The following is a 20,011-nucleotide window of genomic DNA, read 5'->3' as shown; positions in this document are numbered from 1 at the left end:
TCCGGGCCGTTTCTTATTTCATGTTGAGGAATCCATGTCCCAGAACATTCATGACCACCGCATCCTGATTCTCGATTTCGGCTCCCAGTACACCCAGCTGATCGCGCGCCGGGTCCGGGAAATCGGGGTTTACTGCGAGATCAAGCCATTCGATCTTACTGCGGACGAGATCGAGGAGTTCCGTCCCAAGGGTGTCATCCTCGCTGGTGGTCCTGAATCCGTGACTGAACTGGGTGGTCCCCGTGCACCGGAGGGGTTGTTCGAGCGCGGCATCCCGGTTCTCGGTATCTGCTATGGCATGCAGACCATGGCCGAGCAGCTCGGCGGCCGGGTGGCCAGCTCCGAGAAGCGGGAGTTTGGTTACGCCCAGGTCAAGGTACGGGCCGATGGTCCCCTGTTGCGGGATATCAAGGACCACCTGACCGCCCAGGGCGATTCATTACTGGACGTATGGATGAGCCACGGCGACAAGGTGGTTGCCATGCCGGATGGGTTCGAGCTGCTGGCCTCCACTGAGAGTGCGCCAATTGCCGCCATGCAGGACACCCGCCGTGGGCTATACGGCGTCCAGTTCCATCCGGAGGTTACCCATACCCTGCAGGGCCAGCGGATCCTTGAGCACTTCGTGAAGGATATCTGCCACTGTGAGGCCCTCTGGACCCCGGCCCGCATTGTGGACGATGCTGTTCGCCAGATCCGCGAGCAGGTGGGCAGCGAGAAAGTGTTGCTCGGCCTCTCCGGCGGGGTGGATTCCTCGGTTACGGCGGCCCTGCTGCACCGGGCCATTGGCGATCAGCTGACCTGTGTTTTCGTCGACAACGGCCTGTTGCGGCTCAATGAAGGCGACCAGGTGATGGATATGTTCGGCCGCAACATGGGCGTGAAGGTGATTCGGGCCGATTCCGAAGACCTGTTCCTGGGGCGCCTCAAGGGCGTTCAGGACCCGGAGGAAAAGCGAAAGGTGATTGGTAACACCTTTATCGAGGTGTTTGATGAGCATGCTGCTGAGATCACCGATGTTAACTGGCTGGCCCAGGGCACTATTTATCCGGATGTGATCGAGTCTGCGGCGTCCAAGACCGGTAAGGCCCATGTCATAAAGTCCCACCATAATGTGGGTGGCCTGCCGGAAACCATGAAACTCAAGCTGGTGGAACCGCTGCGGGAGTTGTTCAAGGACGAGGTTCGCCGTATCGGCCTGGAGCTGGGGCTGCCCTACGATATGGTCTACCGTCACCCGTTCCCGGGACCTGGGCTGGGTGTGCGAATCCTGGGTGAGGTAAAGAAGGAATACGCGGAGATTCTTCGTCGCGCGGACGCCATTTTCCTGGAGGAGCTGCACCGGGCCGACCTCTACCACAAGACCAGTCAGGCGTTTGCGGTATTCCTGCCAGTAAAGTCTGTGGGTGTGGTCGGTGACCAGCGCCGCTACGAATACGTCGTTGCCCTGCGGGCGGTGGAAACCATCGACTTCATGACGGCGCGCTGGGCGCACTTGCCGTATGAGCTGCTGGAGACGGTGTCTAACCGCATTATCAACGAGATCACCGGAGTATCCCGGGTCACTTACGATATATCTTCCAAGCCCCCCGCTACCATTGAGTGGGAATAACGCCGGTCAACGCCATGGAGTCGAGTGCTGACGAGCGGTGGATGCAGCGGGCCCTTGAACTGGCCCGCTTCGCAGCCGGAGAGGGCGAGGTGCCGGTTGGGGCCGTCGTGGTTCTGGATGGTCGTGAAATCGGTTCCGGTTATAACGCGCCCATCTCTGCCTGCGATCCAACAGCCCATGCGGAGGTCCGCGCACTGCGGGATGCAGCAGCCAGGGTAGGCAACTACCGCTTGTCCGGGGCCACGCTTTACGTAACACTCGAACCCTGTACCATGTGTGTCGGGGCCACAGTGCACAGCCGTGTCTCCCGGTTGGTCTATGGCGCTATCGAACCCAAGGGCGGTGCAGTGGAATCCGTCCGGACGACTCTCGACGAACCCCATTTTAACTGGAATGTCGAGGTGACCGGGGGTGTTCTGGCCGAACAAAGCGGGCAGTTGCTCACCGATTTCTTTACAGCCCGTCGAGAGCAGAAACGTCGAGCCCGTCAAATATCAGATGCCTGAGCCAGTGCGCCTTTTGGTTCGTTGCCGGACCCCTGGTCGATTCAGCAGATCGGCGAATTAACCCGAAGGCACTGTGATCAGGGACGAAACGGAATAAAGGCATGAAAGTACTGGTGACCGGCGGAGCCGGCTATATTGGAAGTCATGTGGTTCGCCAACTGGCGCAGGCCGGGCATGACATCGTAGTGTTCGATAACCTCTCTACCGGCTATGCCTGGGCGGTTACCGCCGGTGAGCTGGTGGTGGGTGACCTGGCCGACGAGTTGGCCGTTGAGGCTCTGTTCGGCGCTCACGCCTTCGATGCGGTGCTGCACTTTGCGGCGAACATTGTCGTTCCGGAGTCCGTCGCCAATCCCATCAAGTATTACAGCAACAACACCCGCAACACCCTGAACCTGCTCAAGGCCGTTGAGCGTCATGGTGTGCCCTACATGGTGTTCTCGTCTACCGCCGCGGTCTACGGGATGCCGGATCAGACTGTCCTTACCGAAGACCTCCCCCTGGTCCCCATTAATCCCTACGGTGCATCCAAGATGATGAGCGAGCGGATGATCATGGACCTGGCCGCCGCTTCTTCCCTGAATTACGTGATTCTTCGTTACTTCAACGTAGCGGGCGCGAACCCTGACGGCCTTCTCGGGCAGGCGACGCCGGAGGCTACGCACCTGATCAAGGTGGCCTGCGAATGTGTAACCGGTGCACGAGAAGGGATGAGCATTTTCGGCACGGATTACGATACCCGTGACGGTACCTGCATTCGCGATTACATCCATGTGGAAGACCTGGCCAAGGCCCACGTAATGGCGCTGGACTACATGGCCAGGGGTGGTCAGTCGCAGGTTCTTAACTGCGGCTACGGACGGGGCTTTACCGTGCGGGAAGTTATCGATGTGGTGAAGGCCCGTTCCGGGGTCGACTTCCCGGTGGAGGAAACCGGGCGGCGGGCCGGTGACCCGGGTGCGTTGATGGCCGACAACCAATGCATTACCGAAACGCTGGGCTGGAAACCGGACTACGATGACCTGGCTGTGATCGTCCAGACGGCGCTGGACTGGGAAAAGAAGTGGCAAGAACGTAAAAAGAAAAATAATATAAACAGTTAGTTACATAATCCTATGAAGGTCATTTCTAACTTGATTCAACCGCAGGGAACGAGAGCATGAAGATTACCATTTTTGGCACGGGCTACGTCGGGCTGGTTACCGGAGCCTGCCTCGCGGACTCAGGCCATGACGTGCTGTGCATGGACGTGGATCAGGGAAAGATCGAGCGACTCAAGAGCGGTCAGATTCCCATCTATGAGCCGGGCCTGGAACCTATCGTGCGCCACAATGCAGAAGCCGGTCGCCTGAACTTCACCACGGATACGGCTGAGGCTGTCGCCCACGGCGTGCTGCAGTTTATTGCAGTAGGTACACCGCCGGATGAGGACGGCTCCGCAGACCTGCAGTATGTGCTGGCCGTAGCGAAGTCAATCGGCCAGCACATGGATGGCTACAAAGTGGTGGTGGACAAGTCAACGGTACCCGTGGGCACGGCAGACAAGGTTCGCGATACGGTCCGGCTGGAACTTGACCACCGTAACCTGGAGCTGGAGTTCGATGTTGTCTCCAACCCGGAGTTCCTCAAGGAAGGCGCAGCGGTCAATGATTTCATGAAACCGGACCGGATTATTGTCGGTGCCAACAGCGAGCGTGCCGAGGAAGTGCTGCGGGAAGTTTACTACCCGTTCAATCGTAACCACGATCGCATGATCTTCATGGACATCCGGTCTGCTGAGCTGACCAAGTATGCGGCCAATGCCATGCTGGCCACCAAGATCAGCTTTATGAACGAGGTTGCCAACCTGGCAGAGCGCCTGGGTGCGGATATCGAAAATGTTCGCCGGGGTATCGGTTCCGACCCGCGCATCGGTTACCACTTCATCTACCCGGGGTGTGGTTACGGTGGCTCGTGTTTCCCCAAGGACGTCCAGGCTCTGGCTCGTACAGCCAACAGCTGTGGCTACGAGTCAACGCTGCTCAATGCGGTGGAAGCCGTCAACTACGCCCAGAAACACGTATTGTTCGACAAGGTCAGTCACTACTTCCAGGGTGACCTGGCCAACAAGACCATCGCTATCTGGGGGCTTTCCTTCAAGCCCAACACCGACGACATGAGGGAAGCGCCATCCAGAACGCTGATGGAGTCCCTGTGGCAGGCAGGGGCCAGGGTCCAGGCCTTCGACCCGGAAGCGATGGAGGAGACCCAGCGTATCTACGGTGACCGGGATGACCTGCAGCTGTGTGGTACCAAGGAGCAAGCCCTGCGGGGCGCAGATGCACTGGTGATCTGCACGGAGTGGAAGGAGTTCCGCTCCCCGGACTTCGAGGGTATCGCAAAGGCCCTCAAGCAGTCGGTAGTGATCGACGGCCGCAATATGTACGAACCCCAGATGCTGGATCGTCACGGTCTGATCTATTACGCCATTGGTCGTGGCCGCAATCAGTTCCGGATGGACTGAGGGAGTTATGGGATTCGAGCTTCACCCCCGGCTTGAGGCTGATAGCATCAGCCTCGGCCGTAGCGCACTCTGCGAGGTCCGGTTGATGAATGAGCGGACCTGGCCCTGGGTGCTGCTGGTGCCCCGGTGTCCGGATATCCGGGAAATCCATGATCTGTCCGAGCGGGACCAGCAACAACTGCTGCGTGAAAGCTGTGTGCTGGGCAAGGGGATGATGGATGCCTTCGCCGGTGACAAGCTCAACGTGGCGGCACTGGGCAATATGGTGCCTCAACTGCACCTGCATCATATAGTCCGCCATGAAGGGGATGTTGCCTGGCCCGGGCCGGTATGGGGTGTGCAGTCGCCAGTCCCTTATTCCGCAGGGGAGCTCGCGGAAGTGCGCAGCAAATTTGCGCCAATGCTTCGCAAGCTGGGTGCAAGCTGAGCCGGTGCTCAGAGTTCGGTTGTCTTCTGGTGCCGGGCCATTACCTGCGACCCCAGCAAGACCATCCTCAGTTCCATCTTCAGGCGCTGACGCAGGTGATCCGTTTCCGGCTTCGTGCCGTCGAGGGCTTCCGCGCCCTGGTTAAACACCAGCGTCACCATGGCCTCAGCCACCGTTCGGGGGCTGTACAGGGGCTTGCCCCGTTCCTCGCCAAACCGGTCCAGGTCGTCTGCCAGCTCGGTGACAAAGTGGTCAATTTCCGCCTTCACCGCGGTCCGGAACTGCTTGGATACGCCGGTACGTTCGCGCAGCATCAGCCGGAACAGGTTGGCGTTGTTGCCGAGGTATTCCAGGAAGGTGTCCACCGAGGTACTGATGGCGCTGCCGTTACGGGCAATTCGCTTGCGGGCCTGGCGCATCAGCTGGCGCAGGGCAACGCCGCCTTCGTCCACGAGCGCCAGGCCCAGTTCGTCCAGGTCGGCAAAGTGACGGTAGAACGAAGTGGGGGCAAGGCCGGCCTCACGCGCGACCTCTCGCAGGCTCAGGCTGCCAAAGCCGCGGTCAGCGCTGAGTTGCGACAGCGCAGCATTCATAAGGGCTCGGCGGGTACGGAGTTTCTGCTCGGCGCGGGCTGACACGGGTAGTCCTTATACATGATCCAGAGCGTGTCATTGTAGTCAGGGGAGTCGTCGGATGGTAGGTCGTGGCAGTTGTGTGCCCCGGGCCTGCGATATTCCGGCCGGGCCCTGATTTTGAGCGCGATTGTGTTTATAATGACCCGCTTTTTCGGGACGTCTTCCAAAGGCGCCCGGGCCAGGCCCGATAAGGGCCATGGCCACTCCGGAATACACACATTGTCACGACAGCTATGGGAACGGGTATGCGCAGTCATTATTGCGGTGGAATCAACGAATCAAACATCGATCAGGACGTCACACTCTGCGGCTGGGTCCACCGTCGGCGGGATCACGGGGGAGTCATCTTTCTGGACCTTCGCGATCGTGACGGCATGGCCCAGGTAGTATTTGATCCGGATACCGAAGAAAGCTTCGCCAAGGCGGAGAAGGTACGCAGCGAGTTCGTCATCCAGATTACCGGCCGGGTGCGTCGTCGTCCGGCAGGTACCGAGAACGCGAACATGCCCACCGGCCAGGTAGAAGTGCTCGGCCGTGAACTGACAATTCTTAACGCCGCCGCGACACCGCCGTTCCCGCTGGATGAGCACGTGGATGTGGGTGAGGATGTACGCCTGCGTTATCGTTTCGTGGACCTGCGTCGTCCGGAAATGCTTAATCGCCTCCGTTTCCGTTCCCGGGTGACGAGCTACCTGCGTAACTTCCTCGATGGCAATGGTTTCATGGATGTGGAGACTCCCATCCTGACCCGCGCCACGCCGGAAGGTGCCCGTGACTACCTGGTGCCAAGCCGTACCCACGACGGCTCGTTCTTTGCACTGCCCCAGTCACCGCAGCTGTTCAAGCAACTGCTGATGGTGTCTGGTGTGGATCGCTATTACCAGATCGCCAAGTGTTTCCGCGACGAGGACCTGCGTGCAGACCGTCAGCCGGAATTCACCCAGGTGGATATCGAGGCTTCCTTCGTCAATGAGGAAGACCTGATGCAACTGACTGAGTCCATGACCCGCAACCTGTTCAAGGATGTGCTGGACGTGGACCTGCCGGAATTCCCCCGCATGCCATACTCCGAGGCGATGCAGCGCTTTGGTTCTGACAAGCCGGACCTGCGCATCCCGCTGGAGCTGGTGGATGTGGGTGACCTGGTGGAAAGCGTGGACTTCAAGGTGTTCTCTGGTCCGGCGAAAGATTCCAAGGGTCGCGTCGCCGCACTGCGGGTTCCCGGTGGTGGCACCCTGACCCGCAAGCAGATTGACGAGTATACGAAGTTTGTTGGCATCTACGGCGCCAAGGGGCTTGCCTACATCAAGGTCAATGAACTGGCCAAGGGTGTCGAAGGGCTTCAGTCACCTATCGTCAAGTTCCTGGGTGATGAAACCGCCCTGTCTGTTATGGAGCGCACGGGCGCGCAGGATGGCGATATCGTGTTCTTTGGCGCAGACAAGGCTACCGTAGTCAACGAAGCCCTGGGCGCCCTGCGTATTCGGGTAGGCCATGACCTGGACATGCTGACCAGTGAGTGGGCGCCGTTGTGGGTGGTGGACTTCCCCATGTTCGAGGAAACCGATGACGGCCGTTTGACCGCCATTCACCATCCCTTCACTGCACCAAGCTGCACGCCGGAAGAGCTGGCCGCGGATCCCGCCAATGCACTGTCCCGCGCCTATGATATGGTGTTGAATGGTACAGAACTCGGTGGTGGATCCATCCGTATCCACGACGAACAGACCCAGCAGGGTGTGTTCCGGGTGCTGGGTATCGATGAGGAAGAAGCCCGGGCCAAGTTCGGCTTCCTGCTGGATGCCCTCAAGTTCGGTTGCCCGCCCCATGGCGGCCTGGCGTTTGGCCTGGACCGGCTGGTGATGCTGATGACCGGTGCGAGCTCCATTCGCGACGTCATTGCGTTCCCGAAAACACAGAGCGCGACCTGCCTGATGACCCAGGCACCTGGCGAAGTTGACGAGAAGCAGCTGCGTGAACTGCACATCCGTCTTCGCAAACCAGCGGCAAAGCCCGCCGATAAAGGGGATAGCTCCGAGGGTTAAGGTTGTTTCAGCCCCGGCCATCATCGCCGGGGCCCCATTCATAGGCCAGGAAATACAGGAGTGGTTTATGGCCGGGCATAGCAAATGGGCCAACATCAAGCACCGCAAGGCGGCCCAGGATGCCAAGCGTGGCAAGATCTTCACCAAGATCATTCGTGAACTGGTGGTGGCGGCACGGCTGGGAGGCCCGGACGTGAACGATAACCCCCGGCTACGGGCGGTAATGGACAAGGCCCTGACGGCCAACATGAAAAAGGACACTATCGAGCGCGCGATAGAGCGGGGTGCCGGTGGCGCTGATGACGACAACTACGAAGAACTGACCTATGAAGGCTACGGCCCGGGTGGTGTTGCCATCTATGTTGAAGCCATGACCGACAATCGTAACCGCACCGTCGCCGAGATTCGCCATGCCTTCAACAAGCTTGGTGGCAATCTGGGTACTGACGGCTCGGTGGCCTTCCTTTTCAGCAAGCAGGGTATTCTCAGCTATGCGCCGGGAACCAGTGAAGAGCAGTTGATGGAAGTATCGCTGGAAGCGGGCGCCGAAGACATCGTCGAGCAGGACGATGGATCCTTCGAGGTTCGCACCACACCGGAAAGTTACCTGGATGTGAAAGAAGCGCTGATTGAAGCCGGGCTGGAACCGGACAATGCTGAGGTCACCATGGTGCCCAGTACCACGGTTGAACTGGACCGGGATGGCACGGAGTCGAACCTCAAGCTGATCGATATGCTGGAGGACCTGGATGACGTTCAGAACGTGTATTCAAATGCCGATTTCTCCGAAGAGGTGTTGCAGGAGCTGAACGGCTGACCTATCTCCTCGAGCAGAACAGGGGCACTGCCTGATGGCGATCATCCTCGGCGTGGACCCCGGGTCCCGCATTACCGGTTACGGTATCATTCGGGTAACCGGTCGCCATACCGATTACCTCGACAGCGGCTGCATACGGGTCGGTGAGCGGCCCATGGCGGAGCGGCTGCAGGTGATTTTCCAGAGCCTCGCCACCCTGATTGCCGAATTTCGCCCCGATGAGTTCGCGATTGAGCAGGTCTTCATGGCCCGCAATCCCGACTCGGCCCTCAAGCTGGGCCAGGCCCGGGGAGTCGCCATTGTCAGTGCTGCCAATTCTGGCCTGCCCGTGCATGAGTACTCTGCTCGCCAGGTGAAACAGGCGGTGGTGGGCAAGGGTGGGGCCGACAAGGCCCAGGTCCAGCACATGGTCCAGGCTATCCTTGGCCTGGACCGCAAGCCCCAGGCCGATGCGGCGGACGCCCTTGCCATTGCCTTGTGCCATTCCCATATGAGCCAGAGTGTCGCACGGCTCTCAGGGGTGGGGCGTCCACTCTCCGAGTTGCCTGAAGCCGGCGTTGCGGCCCGGGGGCGTGTCCGCGGCGGACGCATGCGGTAACCTGATCTGCATGTTCCGGCCAGCGACACGGCTAACCCACACTGATAACGGAGTTAACGACCGGTGATCGGACGACTGCGCGGTACCCTGATCGAAAAGCAGCCCAGCCAGGCCTTGTTAGAAGCCGCTGGCCTCGGCTACGAAGTGGACATTCCCTATAGCACCTTCTTCCAGTTGCCCGAGCCAGGCCAGGAGGTCACCCTGCACACGCACTTTGCGGTGCGGGAAGATGCCCAGAGCCTGTATGGGTTTGCCAGCCGGCTGGACCGGAATCTGTTCCGGCTGCTGATCAAGGTAAACGGTGTCGGGCCGAAACTGGCGTTGGGCATACTCTCCGGGCTTGAGGCGGATCAGTTTATCCGCTGCGTAGAACAGCGGGATGCCAGTGCGCTGGTGAAGCTGCCGGGTGTCGGCAAGAAAACCGCGGAAAGGCTGCTGATCGACATGGCTGACCGGATAGGCCAGCTGGAAGGGCAGTTCGTACCCCACGGTGCCGCCACGGTTACAGAAAAGCCAGTGCCACGGCAACCGGATGCTGGTGAAGAAGCCGAGGCGGCCCTGGTCGCGCTGGGCTACAAGCCCCAGGAAGCTTCCCGCGCGATCAACCGGGTGGCGGCAGAGGGTATGAGCCGGGAAGAGCTGATCCGGCAGGCGCTGAAGGCCATGATCCCTGCCAGTTAACGGTTCGGTAACCGGCTGTACACCCCGCGAGGAATGTGTAAAGAGCGTAACGTGACAGGCCTGCGGCTGACCGTACAATGTGTCCGGGTTAACGGCTGGCCGAGCCCGGTCCCGGTCACCGAAAATGCCGGTCAGGGCGGATGAACAATTCATCCGAACACAGGTATGATGGTGGAAACCTGTAACGAGTCTTTACATGATTGAATCTGATCGACTGATCTCTCCCCAGGCCGGGCTTCAGGAAGAAGTCTACGACCGGGCCATACGGCCCCATCGCCTGGAAGACTACGTGGGCCAGCCCACGGTGCGCGAGCAGATGGAGATCTTTATCTCTGCTGCCCGGGCCCGGGATGAAGCCCTCGACCATACCCTGATTTTCGGACCGCCCGGTCTGGGCAAGACTACCCTTGCCAATATCATCGCCAACGAGATGGGTGTTGCCATCAAAACCACCTCCGGCCCCGTGCTTGAAAAAGCCGGCGACCTGGCGGCCCTGCTGACCAACCTGGAGCAGGGGGACGTTCTGTTTATTGATGAGATCCATCGTCTCAACGCGGCGGTGGAGGAAGTGCTCTACCCGGCCATGGAAGACTACCAGCTGGATATCATGATTGGAGAGGGCCCGGCGGCGCGGTCTATCAAGCTCGACCTGCCACCCTTTACCCTGGTTGGCGCCACTACCCGGGCCGGTCTGCTCACATCGCCACTACGGGACCGCTTCGGTATTGTCCAGCGGCTGGAGTTCTACAACACCCGTGACTTGACTTCTATTGTGCTTCGGTCGGCTGCCCTTTCCCGGGTGTCGATCGACGATGCCGGTGCGTACGAAATAGCACGCCGGTCTCGCGGCACCCCTCGTATCGCAAATCGTTTGTTACGACGGGTACGGGACTACGCCGAGGTGAAAGGTGATGGCACCATCAGTGCCGACATTGCCGACCAGGCCCTGAATATGCTTAAAGTGGATAACGAAGGCTTTGATCACATGGACCGGCGCCTGCTGCTGGCCATGATTGAAAAATTTGATGGTGGCCCGGTAGGGGTGGACAGCCTCGCCGCGGCAATCAGCGAAGAGCGGGGCACTATCGAGGACGTGCTCGAGCCCTTCCTGATCCAGCAGGGCTTCATGGTCCGTACGCCCCGGGGCCGCATGGTCACCAACAGCGCTTATCTGCATTTCGGCACCACGCCGGGTACAACACGCCAGGAGGATCTCCTTGACGGGCAGCAGTAACGAACCGGGACCGACACTGGAAGCCTATTTCCTGCCCATTCGAGTCTATATTGAAGACACTGACGCAGGTGGCATCGTCTTCCATGCAAAATACCTTCACTATATGGAGCGCGCACGGACTGAGTGGGTGCGGCACTGCGGCGTTGGCCTGAGGTCCGGGCTGAGCGAAAACATCAGCTATGTGGTCCAGAAACTGGCCATTCACTATGTGGCCCCGGCCTACCTGGATGACGAGCTGGAAGTGACGGCCGACCTGGTGGACGCCGGCCGCGTGTGGATGGAGTTTGACCAGGCAGTGACCCGAAAGGGCGACGGCCGCCCCCTGGCCCGTGCCACTGTGCGCGTTGCCTGCGTTGCCCTGGATAGCGGCCGGCCGCGCCGGCTTCCGGAAGATCTGGGCCAGCTGCTGCTGCAGCACCTGGCATCAAAGCCAACATCGCAACAACATCAGGAGTAAACGGTGGATTCAGAACTCTCTGTATGGCACCTCATCGCCCAGGCGGGCCCACTGGTACAGCTGGTTATGCTGTTGCTGGCACTGGCATCGGTGATTTCCTGGGCGCTGATCTTCCAGCGTGTCCAAGTATTTCGCAGGGCAAAGCGATCACAGTTGGCGTTTGAAGAGCAATTTTGGTCGGGCATGGACCTGGGGCAGCTTTACCGAGAGGTGAACGCCAATCCCACAGCACATTCGGGTATGGAGTCGGTGTTTCGAGCCGGCTTCCGTGAATTTTCCCGCCTGCGCCAGCAAAGCCGGGACGCCGATGCGGTAATGGAAGGTGCCCAGCGGGCCATGCGAGTGGCATTCTCCCGTGAGCAGGAACGCCTGGAGACCCATCTTCCCTTCCTGGCAACCGTAGGGTCCACCAGCCCCTATGTGGGCCTGTTTGGTACCGTGTGGGGCATTATGAATTCCTTCCGCGGGCTGGCCACCGTACAGCAGGCCACCCTGGCAACGGTGGCGCCCGGTATTTCCGAGGCGCTGATTGCGACCGCCATGGGGCTTTTCGCTGCGATTCCGGCGGTGATTGCCTACAACCGCTTTTCGGCCATGTCTGACGCCTTGCTGAAGAACTATGAAACCTTCGCCGAGGAGTTTTCAAGCATTCTTCACCGCCGGGTTCATGGCAACGGCGGCACCGCACAGGGCTGAAGGCCCGGTCGACAGGAGGTAATGACATGAAAGGCGGAATGATGCAAACAGTGCGCCGCAAGCCCATGTCGGAAATCAACGTGGTGCCTTACATTGACGTCATGCTGGTGTTACTGGTGATTTTCATGGTCACCGCGCCGATGCTGACTCAGGGGGTCAAGGTAGACCTGCCTGAGACCACTTCAGACCCGATACAGGCAGAAAAGGAAGTCGAATCGGTGGTGGTGTCGGTGGACGCCAATGGCGCCTATTTTCTGCAGGTCGGGGACGAGGGCAGCGACCCGATGCCCCTGGAGCGGGTACAGGAACAGGTCAGCAAGATCATGGCAGGGCGCTCCAACCGCGAAGTGCTGGTTCGCGGTGATCAGAACGTGCAGTACGGCACCGTGGTTCGCCTGATGTCGGTGTTGCAACAGGCCGGAGCAACCAACGTTGGCCTGATTACGGAAGCGGACGAGACCGACAGGACAGGTGGTTAATCAGTGACGGATCCACGACCTGAAGACCGCAAGGAAAAACGATCGGCGTGGATGTCGCCGGTCATCCTGTCCTTGTTGCTGCATGGGGCGATCGTCGTCATCACCCTGGTCAGCTGGCACTGGATAACGCCCATGGAAGAGCCGCCGGAGCCCAGCATCTCGGCGCGGCTGGTGTCGCCGGAAACTGTGCAACCGCCGGAAACCACGTCACCACCTCCCCAGCCGGAACCGGAGCCCGAACCCGAACCAGAACAACCTGATCCGGTGGAGGAAGCGCAGCAGCGGGAAGCTGAGCAACAGCGCATTCAACAGGAGCGCGAGCGGGAAGAAGCCCGCCAGCGTGAGCAGGAACGTCAGGAGCAGAAGCGCCTCGAACAGGAGGCTGCGGCTGCCCGGGAGCGCGAGCAGAAGGCGCGGGAAGCGGAAGAAGCGGCACGGGAAAAGGCCCGTGCCGAAGCAGAGGAGCAGGCCAGGCAGAAGGCTGAGGAAGAACGCAAGGCGCGGGAGGAGGCTGAGCGCAAGGCTGAGCAGGAGCGACGGGCTCAGGAAGAGGCAGAGCGTCGCGCCGAGGAAGAGCGCAAACGCCAGGAGCAGCAGCGCAGGGAAGAAGAGGAGCGCAAGCGACAGGAGGCCGAACGCCAGCGCCAGGAACAGGCCCGGCGTGAACGCGAGCAGCAACTGGAGCAGTTGGCCCAGGAGGCTGAAGCGGCCCGGCTGGCGGAGGAGCGCCGACGTGAGGCCGCAGCTGCGGCAAGGGCGAGGGAAAACCAGATGCGCAATGAAAAGTCCCGTTACGAGTCTCTGATCAGGGATGCGCTACACCGGGCCTGGTACCCGCCCTCGTCTGCCCGGGAGGGAATGAGCGTTATTTTGCGTCTCACACTGCTGCCCAGTGGTGAACTTCAGTCCGTTGAGGTCGTCGAAGGCAGTGGTAACCGGGCCTTTGATAACTCAGCGATCAGCGCGGCCCGGGGCATCAATCGATACCCGCTACCGGACAGTCGGGACACGTTCGACCGCTATTTCAGGCAGTTTACGATCCGCTTTGAGCCGGAGGTCTGAGGACTCTGAGGTACAGGGTCTTCGAACCGGAAACGCAGACAGCATGGTGAGGCCAGAATGAGACAGACAAGACAGGCGCCGGTTCTATGGCGCAAGCTAATCGCCATACCGGCAGTACTGGCAATGTTGGTGGCGGTGGCCACCAGTGCCCAGGCTGAACTGATGATTCGCGTGACCAAGGGCGCCGGCGAGGCGGTCCCGGTTGCGGTGGTGCCATTCGGCCAGTCCGGAGACCTGCCTGCCGGGGACAACGTGAGCACCATCATCCGCAACAACCTGGAGATGACCGGAGAGTTCAATCCCCTGGCGGCCGACAGGATGCTGAGCCTGCCAACGAGCGTCGACGACGTGTTCTTCCGGGACTGGCGCATGCTGGGTCAGCGCTACCTGCTGGTGGGCGATGTCAGCCGCGAGGGTGACCGGGTCCGCGCCCGCTATGAGCTGTTTGACGTTAATGGTGAACGTCGTCTGCTCGGTGAGTCCTCGAGTACCACCGTCAGCAATATCCGCTCCCTGGCCCACCATATCAGTGACAAGGTCTATGAGGCCCTTACCGGCGAACCCGGGGTGTTTTCCACCAGGCTGGCCTATGTCACCCGGGATGAACAGGGAGGTAAGCCCCGCTACCGTTTGCAGGTCAGCGATGTGGATGGGCGTCGTGCCAGCGTTCGGCTGGAGAGCCGTGAGCCGATCCTGTCCCCGGCCTGGTCGCCGGATGGAAGAAAGCTGGCCTACGTATCGTTCGAAAGCGGTAAGCCCCAGATCTTTGTCCATGAGCTTGCCGCTGGTAAACGTACCGCCGTGGCTTCTTTCCCCGGCCTGAATTCAGCGCCTGACTGGTCCCCGGATGGTCGTTCACTGCTGGTAACGCTGTCCCGTTCCGGCAATGCAGAAGTGTACAAGCTGGATGTCGAATCCCGTTCCCTGACCCGGCTGACCGACCACTGGGGTATAGATACTGAAGGGGCGTGGCACCCGGATGGTGAAGGGTTTGCCTTCACCTCGGACCGGTCCGGAGGACCCCAGATTTATATCAAGGACAGCGAGAATGCGTCCCCGCGTCGCGTCACCTTTGGTGGGCGCTACAATGCCGGAGCCAGGTTCAGCCCGGACGGTGACTATATCTACTATGTCCATCAGCGAGAGGGAGCTTTCCATATCGCCCGTATGGAGCTCGAGACCGGCAACGAACAGATACTGACTCGCACCGGTATGGATGAATCACCAAGTATCGCGCCCAATGGTCGTATGCTGATCTACGCAACCCGTCAGGGTAGTGACAGTGTATTGACCGTTATTTCTGCCGGCGGCGGCGCTGCCTATACCCTGCCGGCAGCCAGGGGCGATGTACGTGAGCCGGCCTGGTCCCCGATTCTTCGGTAGGGGAAGTGACCGGTGGCTCGTTAAATCAGGAAATTGAAACCAAACCAGAAGGACGTTCTATGAATATCATGATGAAGAAGACTGCATTTGCCCTGGTTCTGTCACTGGGCCTGGTGGCTGGCTGTAGCACTACCGGTGAAGACCCGATGACCGATGAGGAAATGTCAGCCGTTGACCAGGAGGGTGGAGCATCCGTGTATGGCGGTGACGATGATGGCGGCATCTCCTCTGACGAGCTTCGTGACCGTGAGCGTCGTGATGCTGAAGCACGGGGCGAGGCCGGTGACGACGCTTCACTGCGCCGTATTACAACGTTTTACTTCGATTTCGACACCTCTGAAATCAAGATGGAATCCCGTGATGTGCTGGCGGCCCATGCCCGTTACCTGGCCGATCACCCGGACGTGAATGTCCGCCTTGAAGGTCATACCGATGAGCGTGGCACCAAGGAGTACAACATGGCCTTGGGCGAGCGCCGTGCCAATTCTGTACAGCGCTTCCTCGTGGTCAATGGCGCTGACCGCGGCCAGATCGAAACCGTCAGCTACGGTGAGGAAAAGCCGGCGGCCATGGGGTCTGGTGAAAGTGCGTGGGCCCAGAATCGTCGCGTGGAACTGATTTTCCGCTAAGATCGGTAAAAGCGTGCTGTCTTTCCTTTAAGGGAGTTGCTTCCGGGGAGGCGGCACCGTCCGACTGAAGAGATAGGTGTACCCATGAGAAAGCTTCTCGTGGCGGCAGTGGCGCTGGCGGCTTCCGCCGGTGCGCTGGCGCAGTCTTCCACGCCCGCATACCAGAACAACCAGTCTGAGGCCCGTCGACAGGCTGCGGGCAACCAGGGTAATGCAGAGTTGTTTTACATGATCGAGCGACTCCAGCGGGAAGTTCGCGATCTGCGGGGGGAGGTTGAACAGCAGCAACATCAGTTGGATCAACTTACCCGGCAGTCCCGTGAGCGCTATATCGACCTGGACCAGCGCCTGCTGGAGCTGTCGGAACAGCGGCAGCAGACCCGGGCCAGCAGCGGAAATCGTTCCGGTGACACCGCCGCCCCTGGCAGCCAGGAGCGTCAGACGCCCCAGACTGTCAGCAAGGAATACCGCGAACCTTCCGAGGAGGAGCGCCAGGCCTACGACCGGATCCAGAAGCTGATCCAGGAACAGAAGGCCTACGACCAGGCTATTGGTGAGCTTTATGACTTTGTCTCGGAATATCCGGAAGGTGACCTGACGGTGAACGCCTATTACTGGCTTGGTGAGGTCTACCTGGTCAAGCCCCAGCTGGAGCAGGCCAAGCAGGCCTTCACCATTGTGGCAACCCGTTACCAGGATCATCGCAAGGCACCGGATGCCCTGTACAAGCTGGGCGTGGTCCATGACCGTATGGGCGAGAAGGAGCAGGCAGAGAGGTACATGAAGCGGGTGGTTGATCAATATGGCGCCAGCCAGGCAGCCAGCCTCGCAAAAAAATATCTTGGGGCGAGTTAAAAGGGGTTGATCACCCCGGAAAAATCCGTACTATATGCGCCTCGTTTGGGTCGTTAGCTCAGTTGGTAGAGCAGTTGGCTTTTAACCAATTGGTCGAAGGTTCGAATCCTTCACGACCCACCAAACACCAAGGTTGGCGCGGATTGCTGACTGTTATTGCCCGGTTACGGGTCGTTAGCTCAGTTGGTAGAGCAGTTGGCTTTTAACCAATTGGTCGAAGGTTCGAATCCTTCACGACCCACCAATCAGGCAGGTATGATCAGGATCATCTACCTGCCGTAGAAAAGAGCCTTCGGGCTCTTTTTTTTTGGCCGAAAAACCTCATAGAACAATACAGGGGCCGGTAACACTCCGATTATCCATCGTCCAGGTTGCATATCCGTGGCAGGAGGGTGACAACCCGGCAAGGGTGATATACTGGCCACCTCAGGCGAAGCAACAGAGAAATAACCATGACTCGACTTGAAGATCGTATCCTTGTCCAGGAACACCTGGCCCACAAGGCGGAGCCCAAGCCCCTCAGTGACGGGGAGAAGGCCGAGCTGGAGTCCCGCATCCGTGAGGCGCTCAGGGAGCAGGATGCGGTACTCGTCGCACACTATTACACCGACCCGGACATTCAGCGGCTGGCTGAAGAGACCGGCGGTTGCGTGGCGGACTCCCTCGAGATGGCCCGCTTTGGCAACCGTCACTCCGCTTCTACCGTCGTAGTGGCGGGTGTGCGTTTCATGGGTGAAACCGCGAAGATTCTTAACCCCGAAAAGCGGGTACTGATGCCCACCCTGGAAGCCACCTGTTCACTGGATATTGGTTGCCCGGCCGATGAGTTTGCGGATTTCTGTGACCAGCACCCGGACCGGACCGTGGTGGTTTACGCCAACACCTCTGCGGCGGTGAAGGCGAGGGCGGACTGGGTGGTTACCTCAAGCTGTGCCCAGGCGATTGTGGAGGACCTGGACGCCCGCGGTGAAAAAATCCTGTGGGCGCCGGACAAACACCTCGGCGGTTACATACAGCGTACCACGGGGGCCGATATGCTGATGTGGGATGGCTCCTGCATCGTGCACGAAGAGTTCAAGTATCGGGGACTGGAAGACCTCCAGGCCCTGTACCCGGACGCTGCCGTGCTGGTACACCCGGAGTCGCCGGAAGCCGTCGTGGATATGGCCGATGTGGTGGGTTCCACGTCGCAGCTGATCCATGCGGTGCAGTCGTTGCCAAATGAGCGCTTCATCGTGGCCACCGACAACGGTATCTTCTACAAGATGCAGCAGCTGGCACCGAACAAAACCCTTATCGAGGCGCCCACGGCGGGTAACGGTGCGACTTGCCGGAGCTGTGCCCACTGTCCCTGGATGGCCATGAACGGGTTGGAAAACCTGCTGCAGGTATTGGAGCAGGGTACCCAGGAAGTTCTCGTGGACGAAAGCCTGCGGGAAGATGCGTTGCGGCCGTTACGTCGCATGCTGGACTTTACCGCCAACATGAACCTGAAGGCGGCGGGCAACGCCTGAGGCCTGACCGGCCGACGTACGAGCCGTTGGTGAAGGAGCCTGCGCCCGCATTCGGCGGACGTCCGCGGCGATCTATGACTGACTGAGCCGGCGGCTGACTTCGGTCAGCCTTTCCGAGATTACCTGGTGCAGGGGAGCGGTGGCCGGCACGCGTTCCTGGGCCTGGCGCAGTTGCCGCTGGGCCGATTCCAGGTCACCCACCAGAATATCGTATTCCGCCCTGGCGCGGTGCACCCCAACGATGTTCCGGGCCATGCCTTCGGCTTCGGCCAGGCGCAGCCAGAGATCTTCCCTTTGTGGATGGTCACGTGTCAGGGTGCGCAGGTAGTCTGCGGCCTGGCTACCGTTGCCTGCTTCGTTCTCGATGTGGGCCAGGCGGTCGGTGATGGGGTAGTTACCCGGGTTCCGCCGCAGGGCTGTTTCCATAAGCGCCCTGGCCTCCGACAGATCGCCCTGGGCTTGCAGGACCTCTGCCAGTGTCACCTGATAGGTAATGCGGTTTGGGCTGTCGTCCAGAAGCCTCTCCAGCAGGGTGCGGGCGCGGGGGTAGGTGCCATTTGCGAGCAGGGCGACAGCCAGTCCGTACCTTGCCGCTTCCTTCTGGCCGGCTTCGGGTTGACCCAGGTAAGACTCGAACGCCTCGATCGCTTCGCCAAGGTTGCGGGCATAGCGCACCTGGAGGCGGGAGCGTACCAGGTGGTATTCGTGGGTATCGCTGGCCCCGCCGGTGCCGTACTGTGCTGCGCGGCTGCGAGTATCGGCCACGCGCGATTCGGTGAGGGGGTGGGTCGACAGGTATTCCGGGACGCGATTGCCCTGCAGGCGGCTCTGGCGCATCATCACCTCGAACATCTCCGGCATACCCCTGGGGTCAAGGCCGGAATCTGCCATGATGTCCAGGCCAACCCGATCTGCTTCCTGCTCATGGGAGCGACTATAGGCCAGCATGTTCTGTACAGACAAAGCCTGGGTGCCCATGATCGCGGCAATGCCTGCGTCGGAGCCGGTGACCGCGGTGAGTACGATGCCGGCGATAATGCCCGCGGCAGTGAGCGGAGCGGAGCGTTCCTGTTGTTCCAGTCGTCGGGCAAAGTGACGCTGGCTCAGGTGGGCCAGTTCGTGGGCAAGCACCGAGCCGAATTGCTGTTCGGTGCGGGCATGGAGGAACAGGCCACCATTAACGCCAACAATGTTGCCAGGCACCGCGAATGCGTTAATGGCCGGGTCGTCAATGACGACGATGGTCAGTTCGCGATTACTGAGCGGCGTGTAGGGAACCAGTCGGTAGATAACTGATGTCAGGTACTCGGCGACCAGTGGGTCATGGATCTGGTTGGCGGAGCGACGGATAGAGGCCATTACCTGTCGGCCGATGTCGTCTTCCATCCGGTCCGAGAGCAAACCACCCCCGAGACCGCCGATGGATGGCAAGTCCCGCTGCTGGGCTTGTGTGGGCACCATGGGGGCGAAGAGCATGACCAGAGTCATAACCAGGGCCAGGGCAGGTGTCCGGGGCCGGGAGTGGCCGAAGCGTTCTGAAGTCATACCTTGGTCATTAAACTCCGCATAAAACGATGCAAGTAAAAGGGCGCATGGGCATAATGGTGCGCCTGCAATCCAAGACAGGAAGGTTCTGAAGCGCCCATGGTTGATATTACCCTTGATGCTACCGGGCTGCGATGCCCGATGCCATTGCTGAAAGCGAAGTTGCAGCTCGGCAGTATGGCGGCAGGGCAGCAACTCGAGGTGCTGGCGACCGATCCGGGCTCTGCCCGGGATATCCCGGCGTGGCTGGCCCACACGTCCCATACGCTGGTTAGCCGTGATGAGTCCGAAGGTGGGTATCGCTTCGTGATTCGTGTTGGTGGACAGGAGTAG

The 20,011-nt window shown here is 60.1% G+C and carries 21 protein-coding genes and 2 tRNA genes; 21 read left to right on the top strand and 2 right to left on the bottom strand.

Annotated features, from left to right (window positions below; genetic code table 11):
• The first annotated feature begins 34 nt into the window (after positions 1 to 34).
• From guaA to MLC59_RS08365, 5 genes are all read left to right on the top strand, one after another.
• Positions 35 to 1,612 (top strand): glutamine-hydrolyzing GMP synthase, encoded by a 1,578-nt coding sequence (guaA, locus tag MLC59_RS08385; protein WP_248233310.1) that lies wholly within the window; start codon positions 35 to 37, stop codon positions 1,610 to 1,612.
• A gap of 14 nt (positions 1,613 to 1,626) precedes the next feature.
• Positions 1,627 to 2,118, top strand: coding sequence for a tRNA adenosine(34) deaminase TadA (gene tadA / locus MLC59_RS08380; protein WP_248233308.1), 492 nt, complete (start codon positions 1,627 to 1,629; stop codon positions 2,116 to 2,118).
• A gap of 101 nt (positions 2,119 to 2,219) precedes the next feature.
• Entirely contained in the window at positions 2,220 to 3,221 is a 1,002-nt protein-coding gene (gene galE, locus MLC59_RS08375; RefSeq protein WP_248233307.1) for a UDP-glucose 4-epimerase GalE, read from the top strand.
• A 56-nt stretch (positions 3,222 to 3,277) separates the two neighbouring features.
• Positions 3,278 to 4,621: a UDP-glucose dehydrogenase family protein gene (locus tag MLC59_RS08370; RefSeq protein ID WP_248233306.1), complete on the top strand. Its 1,344-nt coding sequence runs from the start codon at positions 3,278 to 3,280 to the stop codon at positions 4,619 to 4,621.
• Positions 4,622 to 4,628: 7 nt separating this feature from the next.
• Positions 4,629 to 5,048: an HIT domain-containing protein gene (locus MLC59_RS08365; protein WP_248233304.1), complete on the top strand. Its 420-nt coding sequence runs from the start codon at positions 4,629 to 4,631 to the stop codon at positions 5,046 to 5,048.
• A gap of 8 nt (positions 5,049 to 5,056) precedes the next feature.
• On the opposite strand, the gene fabR is transcribed toward MLC59_RS08365, so the two are convergent.
• Entirely contained in the window at positions 5,057 to 5,686 is a 630-nt protein-coding gene (gene fabR / locus MLC59_RS08360; RefSeq protein WP_248233302.1) for an HTH-type transcriptional repressor FabR, read from the bottom strand.
• Between the two features lie 242 nt (positions 5,687 to 5,928).
• On the opposite strand from fabR, the gene aspS reads away from it, so the two are divergent.
• From aspS to nadA, 15 genes are all read left to right on the top strand, one after another.
• A complete protein-coding gene (aspS, locus tag MLC59_RS08355; RefSeq protein ID WP_248233300.1) occupies positions 5,929 to 7,728 on the top strand; it encodes an aspartate--tRNA ligase in 1,800 nt (599 codons plus the stop codon).
• A 67-nt stretch (positions 7,729 to 7,795) separates the two neighbouring features.
• Complete coding sequence (locus MLC59_RS08350; RefSeq protein ID WP_248233298.1) at positions 7,796 to 8,545, top strand: YebC/PmpR family DNA-binding transcriptional regulator; 750 nt, start codon at positions 7,796 to 7,798, stop codon at positions 8,543 to 8,545.
• 34 nt (positions 8,546 to 8,579) lie between these two features.
• Entirely contained in the window at positions 8,580 to 9,143 is a 564-nt protein-coding gene (gene ruvC, locus MLC59_RS08345) for a crossover junction endodeoxyribonuclease RuvC (protein WP_248233294.1), read from the top strand.
• 63 nt (positions 9,144 to 9,206) lie between these two features.
• Positions 9,207 to 9,824 carry a Holliday junction branch migration protein RuvA gene (gene ruvA, locus MLC59_RS08340; protein ID WP_248233293.1) on the top strand — a complete coding sequence of 206 codons (618 nt, stop codon included), beginning with the start codon at positions 9,207 to 9,209 and terminating at the stop codon, positions 9,822 to 9,824.
• Between the two features lie 196 nt (positions 9,825 to 10,020).
• Positions 10,021 to 11,058, top strand: coding sequence for a Holliday junction branch migration DNA helicase RuvB (gene ruvB, locus MLC59_RS08335; RefSeq protein WP_248233291.1), 1,038 nt, complete (start codon positions 10,021 to 10,023; stop codon positions 11,056 to 11,058).
• Positions 11,042 to 11,515 (top strand): YbgC/FadM family acyl-CoA thioesterase, encoded by a 474-nt coding sequence (locus tag MLC59_RS08330; RefSeq protein WP_282450900.1) that lies wholly within the window; start codon positions 11,042 to 11,044, stop codon positions 11,513 to 11,515. Before ruvB ends, MLC59_RS08330 begins: the two co-directional genes overlap by 17 nt.
• Positions 11,516 to 11,518: 3 nt before the next feature.
• A complete protein-coding gene (gene tolQ / locus MLC59_RS08325; RefSeq protein ID WP_248233289.1) occupies positions 11,519 to 12,211 on the top strand; it encodes a protein TolQ in 693 nt (230 codons plus the stop codon).
• Between the two features lie 26 nt (positions 12,212 to 12,237).
• A complete protein-coding gene (gene tolR / locus MLC59_RS08320) occupies positions 12,238 to 12,690 on the top strand; it encodes a protein TolR (RefSeq protein ID WP_248233286.1) in 453 nt (150 codons plus the stop codon).
• A gap of 3 nt (positions 12,691 to 12,693) precedes the next feature.
• Positions 12,694 to 13,752, top strand: a complete 1,059-nt coding sequence (gene tolA / locus MLC59_RS08315) for a cell envelope integrity protein TolA (protein WP_248233285.1) — start codon at positions 12,694 to 12,696, stop codon at positions 13,750 to 13,752.
• Positions 13,753 to 13,875: 123 nt separating this feature from the next.
• Complete coding sequence (gene tolB, locus MLC59_RS08310; protein ID WP_427901712.1) at positions 13,876 to 15,135, top strand: Tol-Pal system beta propeller repeat protein TolB; 1,260 nt, start codon at positions 13,876 to 13,878, stop codon at positions 15,133 to 15,135.
• Positions 15,136 to 15,194: 59 nt separating this feature from the next.
• The gene (gene pal / locus MLC59_RS08305; RefSeq protein WP_248233282.1) at positions 15,195 to 15,764 is read left to right on the top strand and encodes a peptidoglycan-associated lipoprotein Pal; all 570 of its coding nucleotides are present in this window, start codon (positions 15,195 to 15,197) and stop codon (positions 15,762 to 15,764) included.
• Positions 15,765 to 15,848: 84 nt separating this feature from the next.
• Entirely contained in the window at positions 15,849 to 16,619 is a 771-nt protein-coding gene (ybgF, locus tag MLC59_RS08300; protein ID WP_248233280.1) for a tol-pal system protein YbgF, read from the top strand.
• Positions 16,620 to 16,666: 47 nt separating this feature from the next.
• Positions 16,667 to 16,742 (top strand) — tRNA-Lys (locus MLC59_RS08295).
• 45 nt (positions 16,743 to 16,787) lie between these two features.
• Positions 16,788 to 16,863 (top strand) — tRNA-Lys (locus MLC59_RS08290).
• A gap of 208 nt (positions 16,864 to 17,071) precedes the next feature.
• Positions 17,072 to 18,133 (top strand): quinolinate synthase NadA, encoded by a 1,062-nt coding sequence (gene nadA, locus MLC59_RS08285; RefSeq protein WP_248233277.1) that lies wholly within the window; start codon positions 17,072 to 17,074, stop codon positions 18,131 to 18,133.
• 72 nt (positions 18,134 to 18,205) lie between these two features.
• Here the strand turns inward: nadA and MLC59_RS08280 are convergent, their stop codons facing one another.
• Entirely contained in the window at positions 18,206 to 19,678 is a 1,473-nt protein-coding gene (locus tag MLC59_RS08280; protein ID WP_427901710.1) for a M48 family metalloprotease, read from the bottom strand.
• Positions 19,679 to 19,777: 99 nt separating this feature from the next.
• Here MLC59_RS08280 and MLC59_RS08275 point away from each other — a divergent pair, with 99 nt between their 5' ends.
• Positions 19,778 to 20,011: a sulfurtransferase TusA family protein gene (locus tag MLC59_RS08275; protein WP_248233275.1), complete on the top strand. Its 234-nt coding sequence runs from the start codon at positions 19,778 to 19,780 to the stop codon at positions 20,009 to 20,011.

This window comes from Marinobacter bryozoorum, assembly GCF_023156245.1.
Lineage (GTDB): Bacteria > Pseudomonadota > Gammaproteobacteria > Pseudomonadales > Oleiphilaceae > Marinobacter > Marinobacter bryozoorum.
Note: the sequence above shows the minus strand (reverse complement) of the source record. Positions and strands in the feature narration are given on the sequence as shown.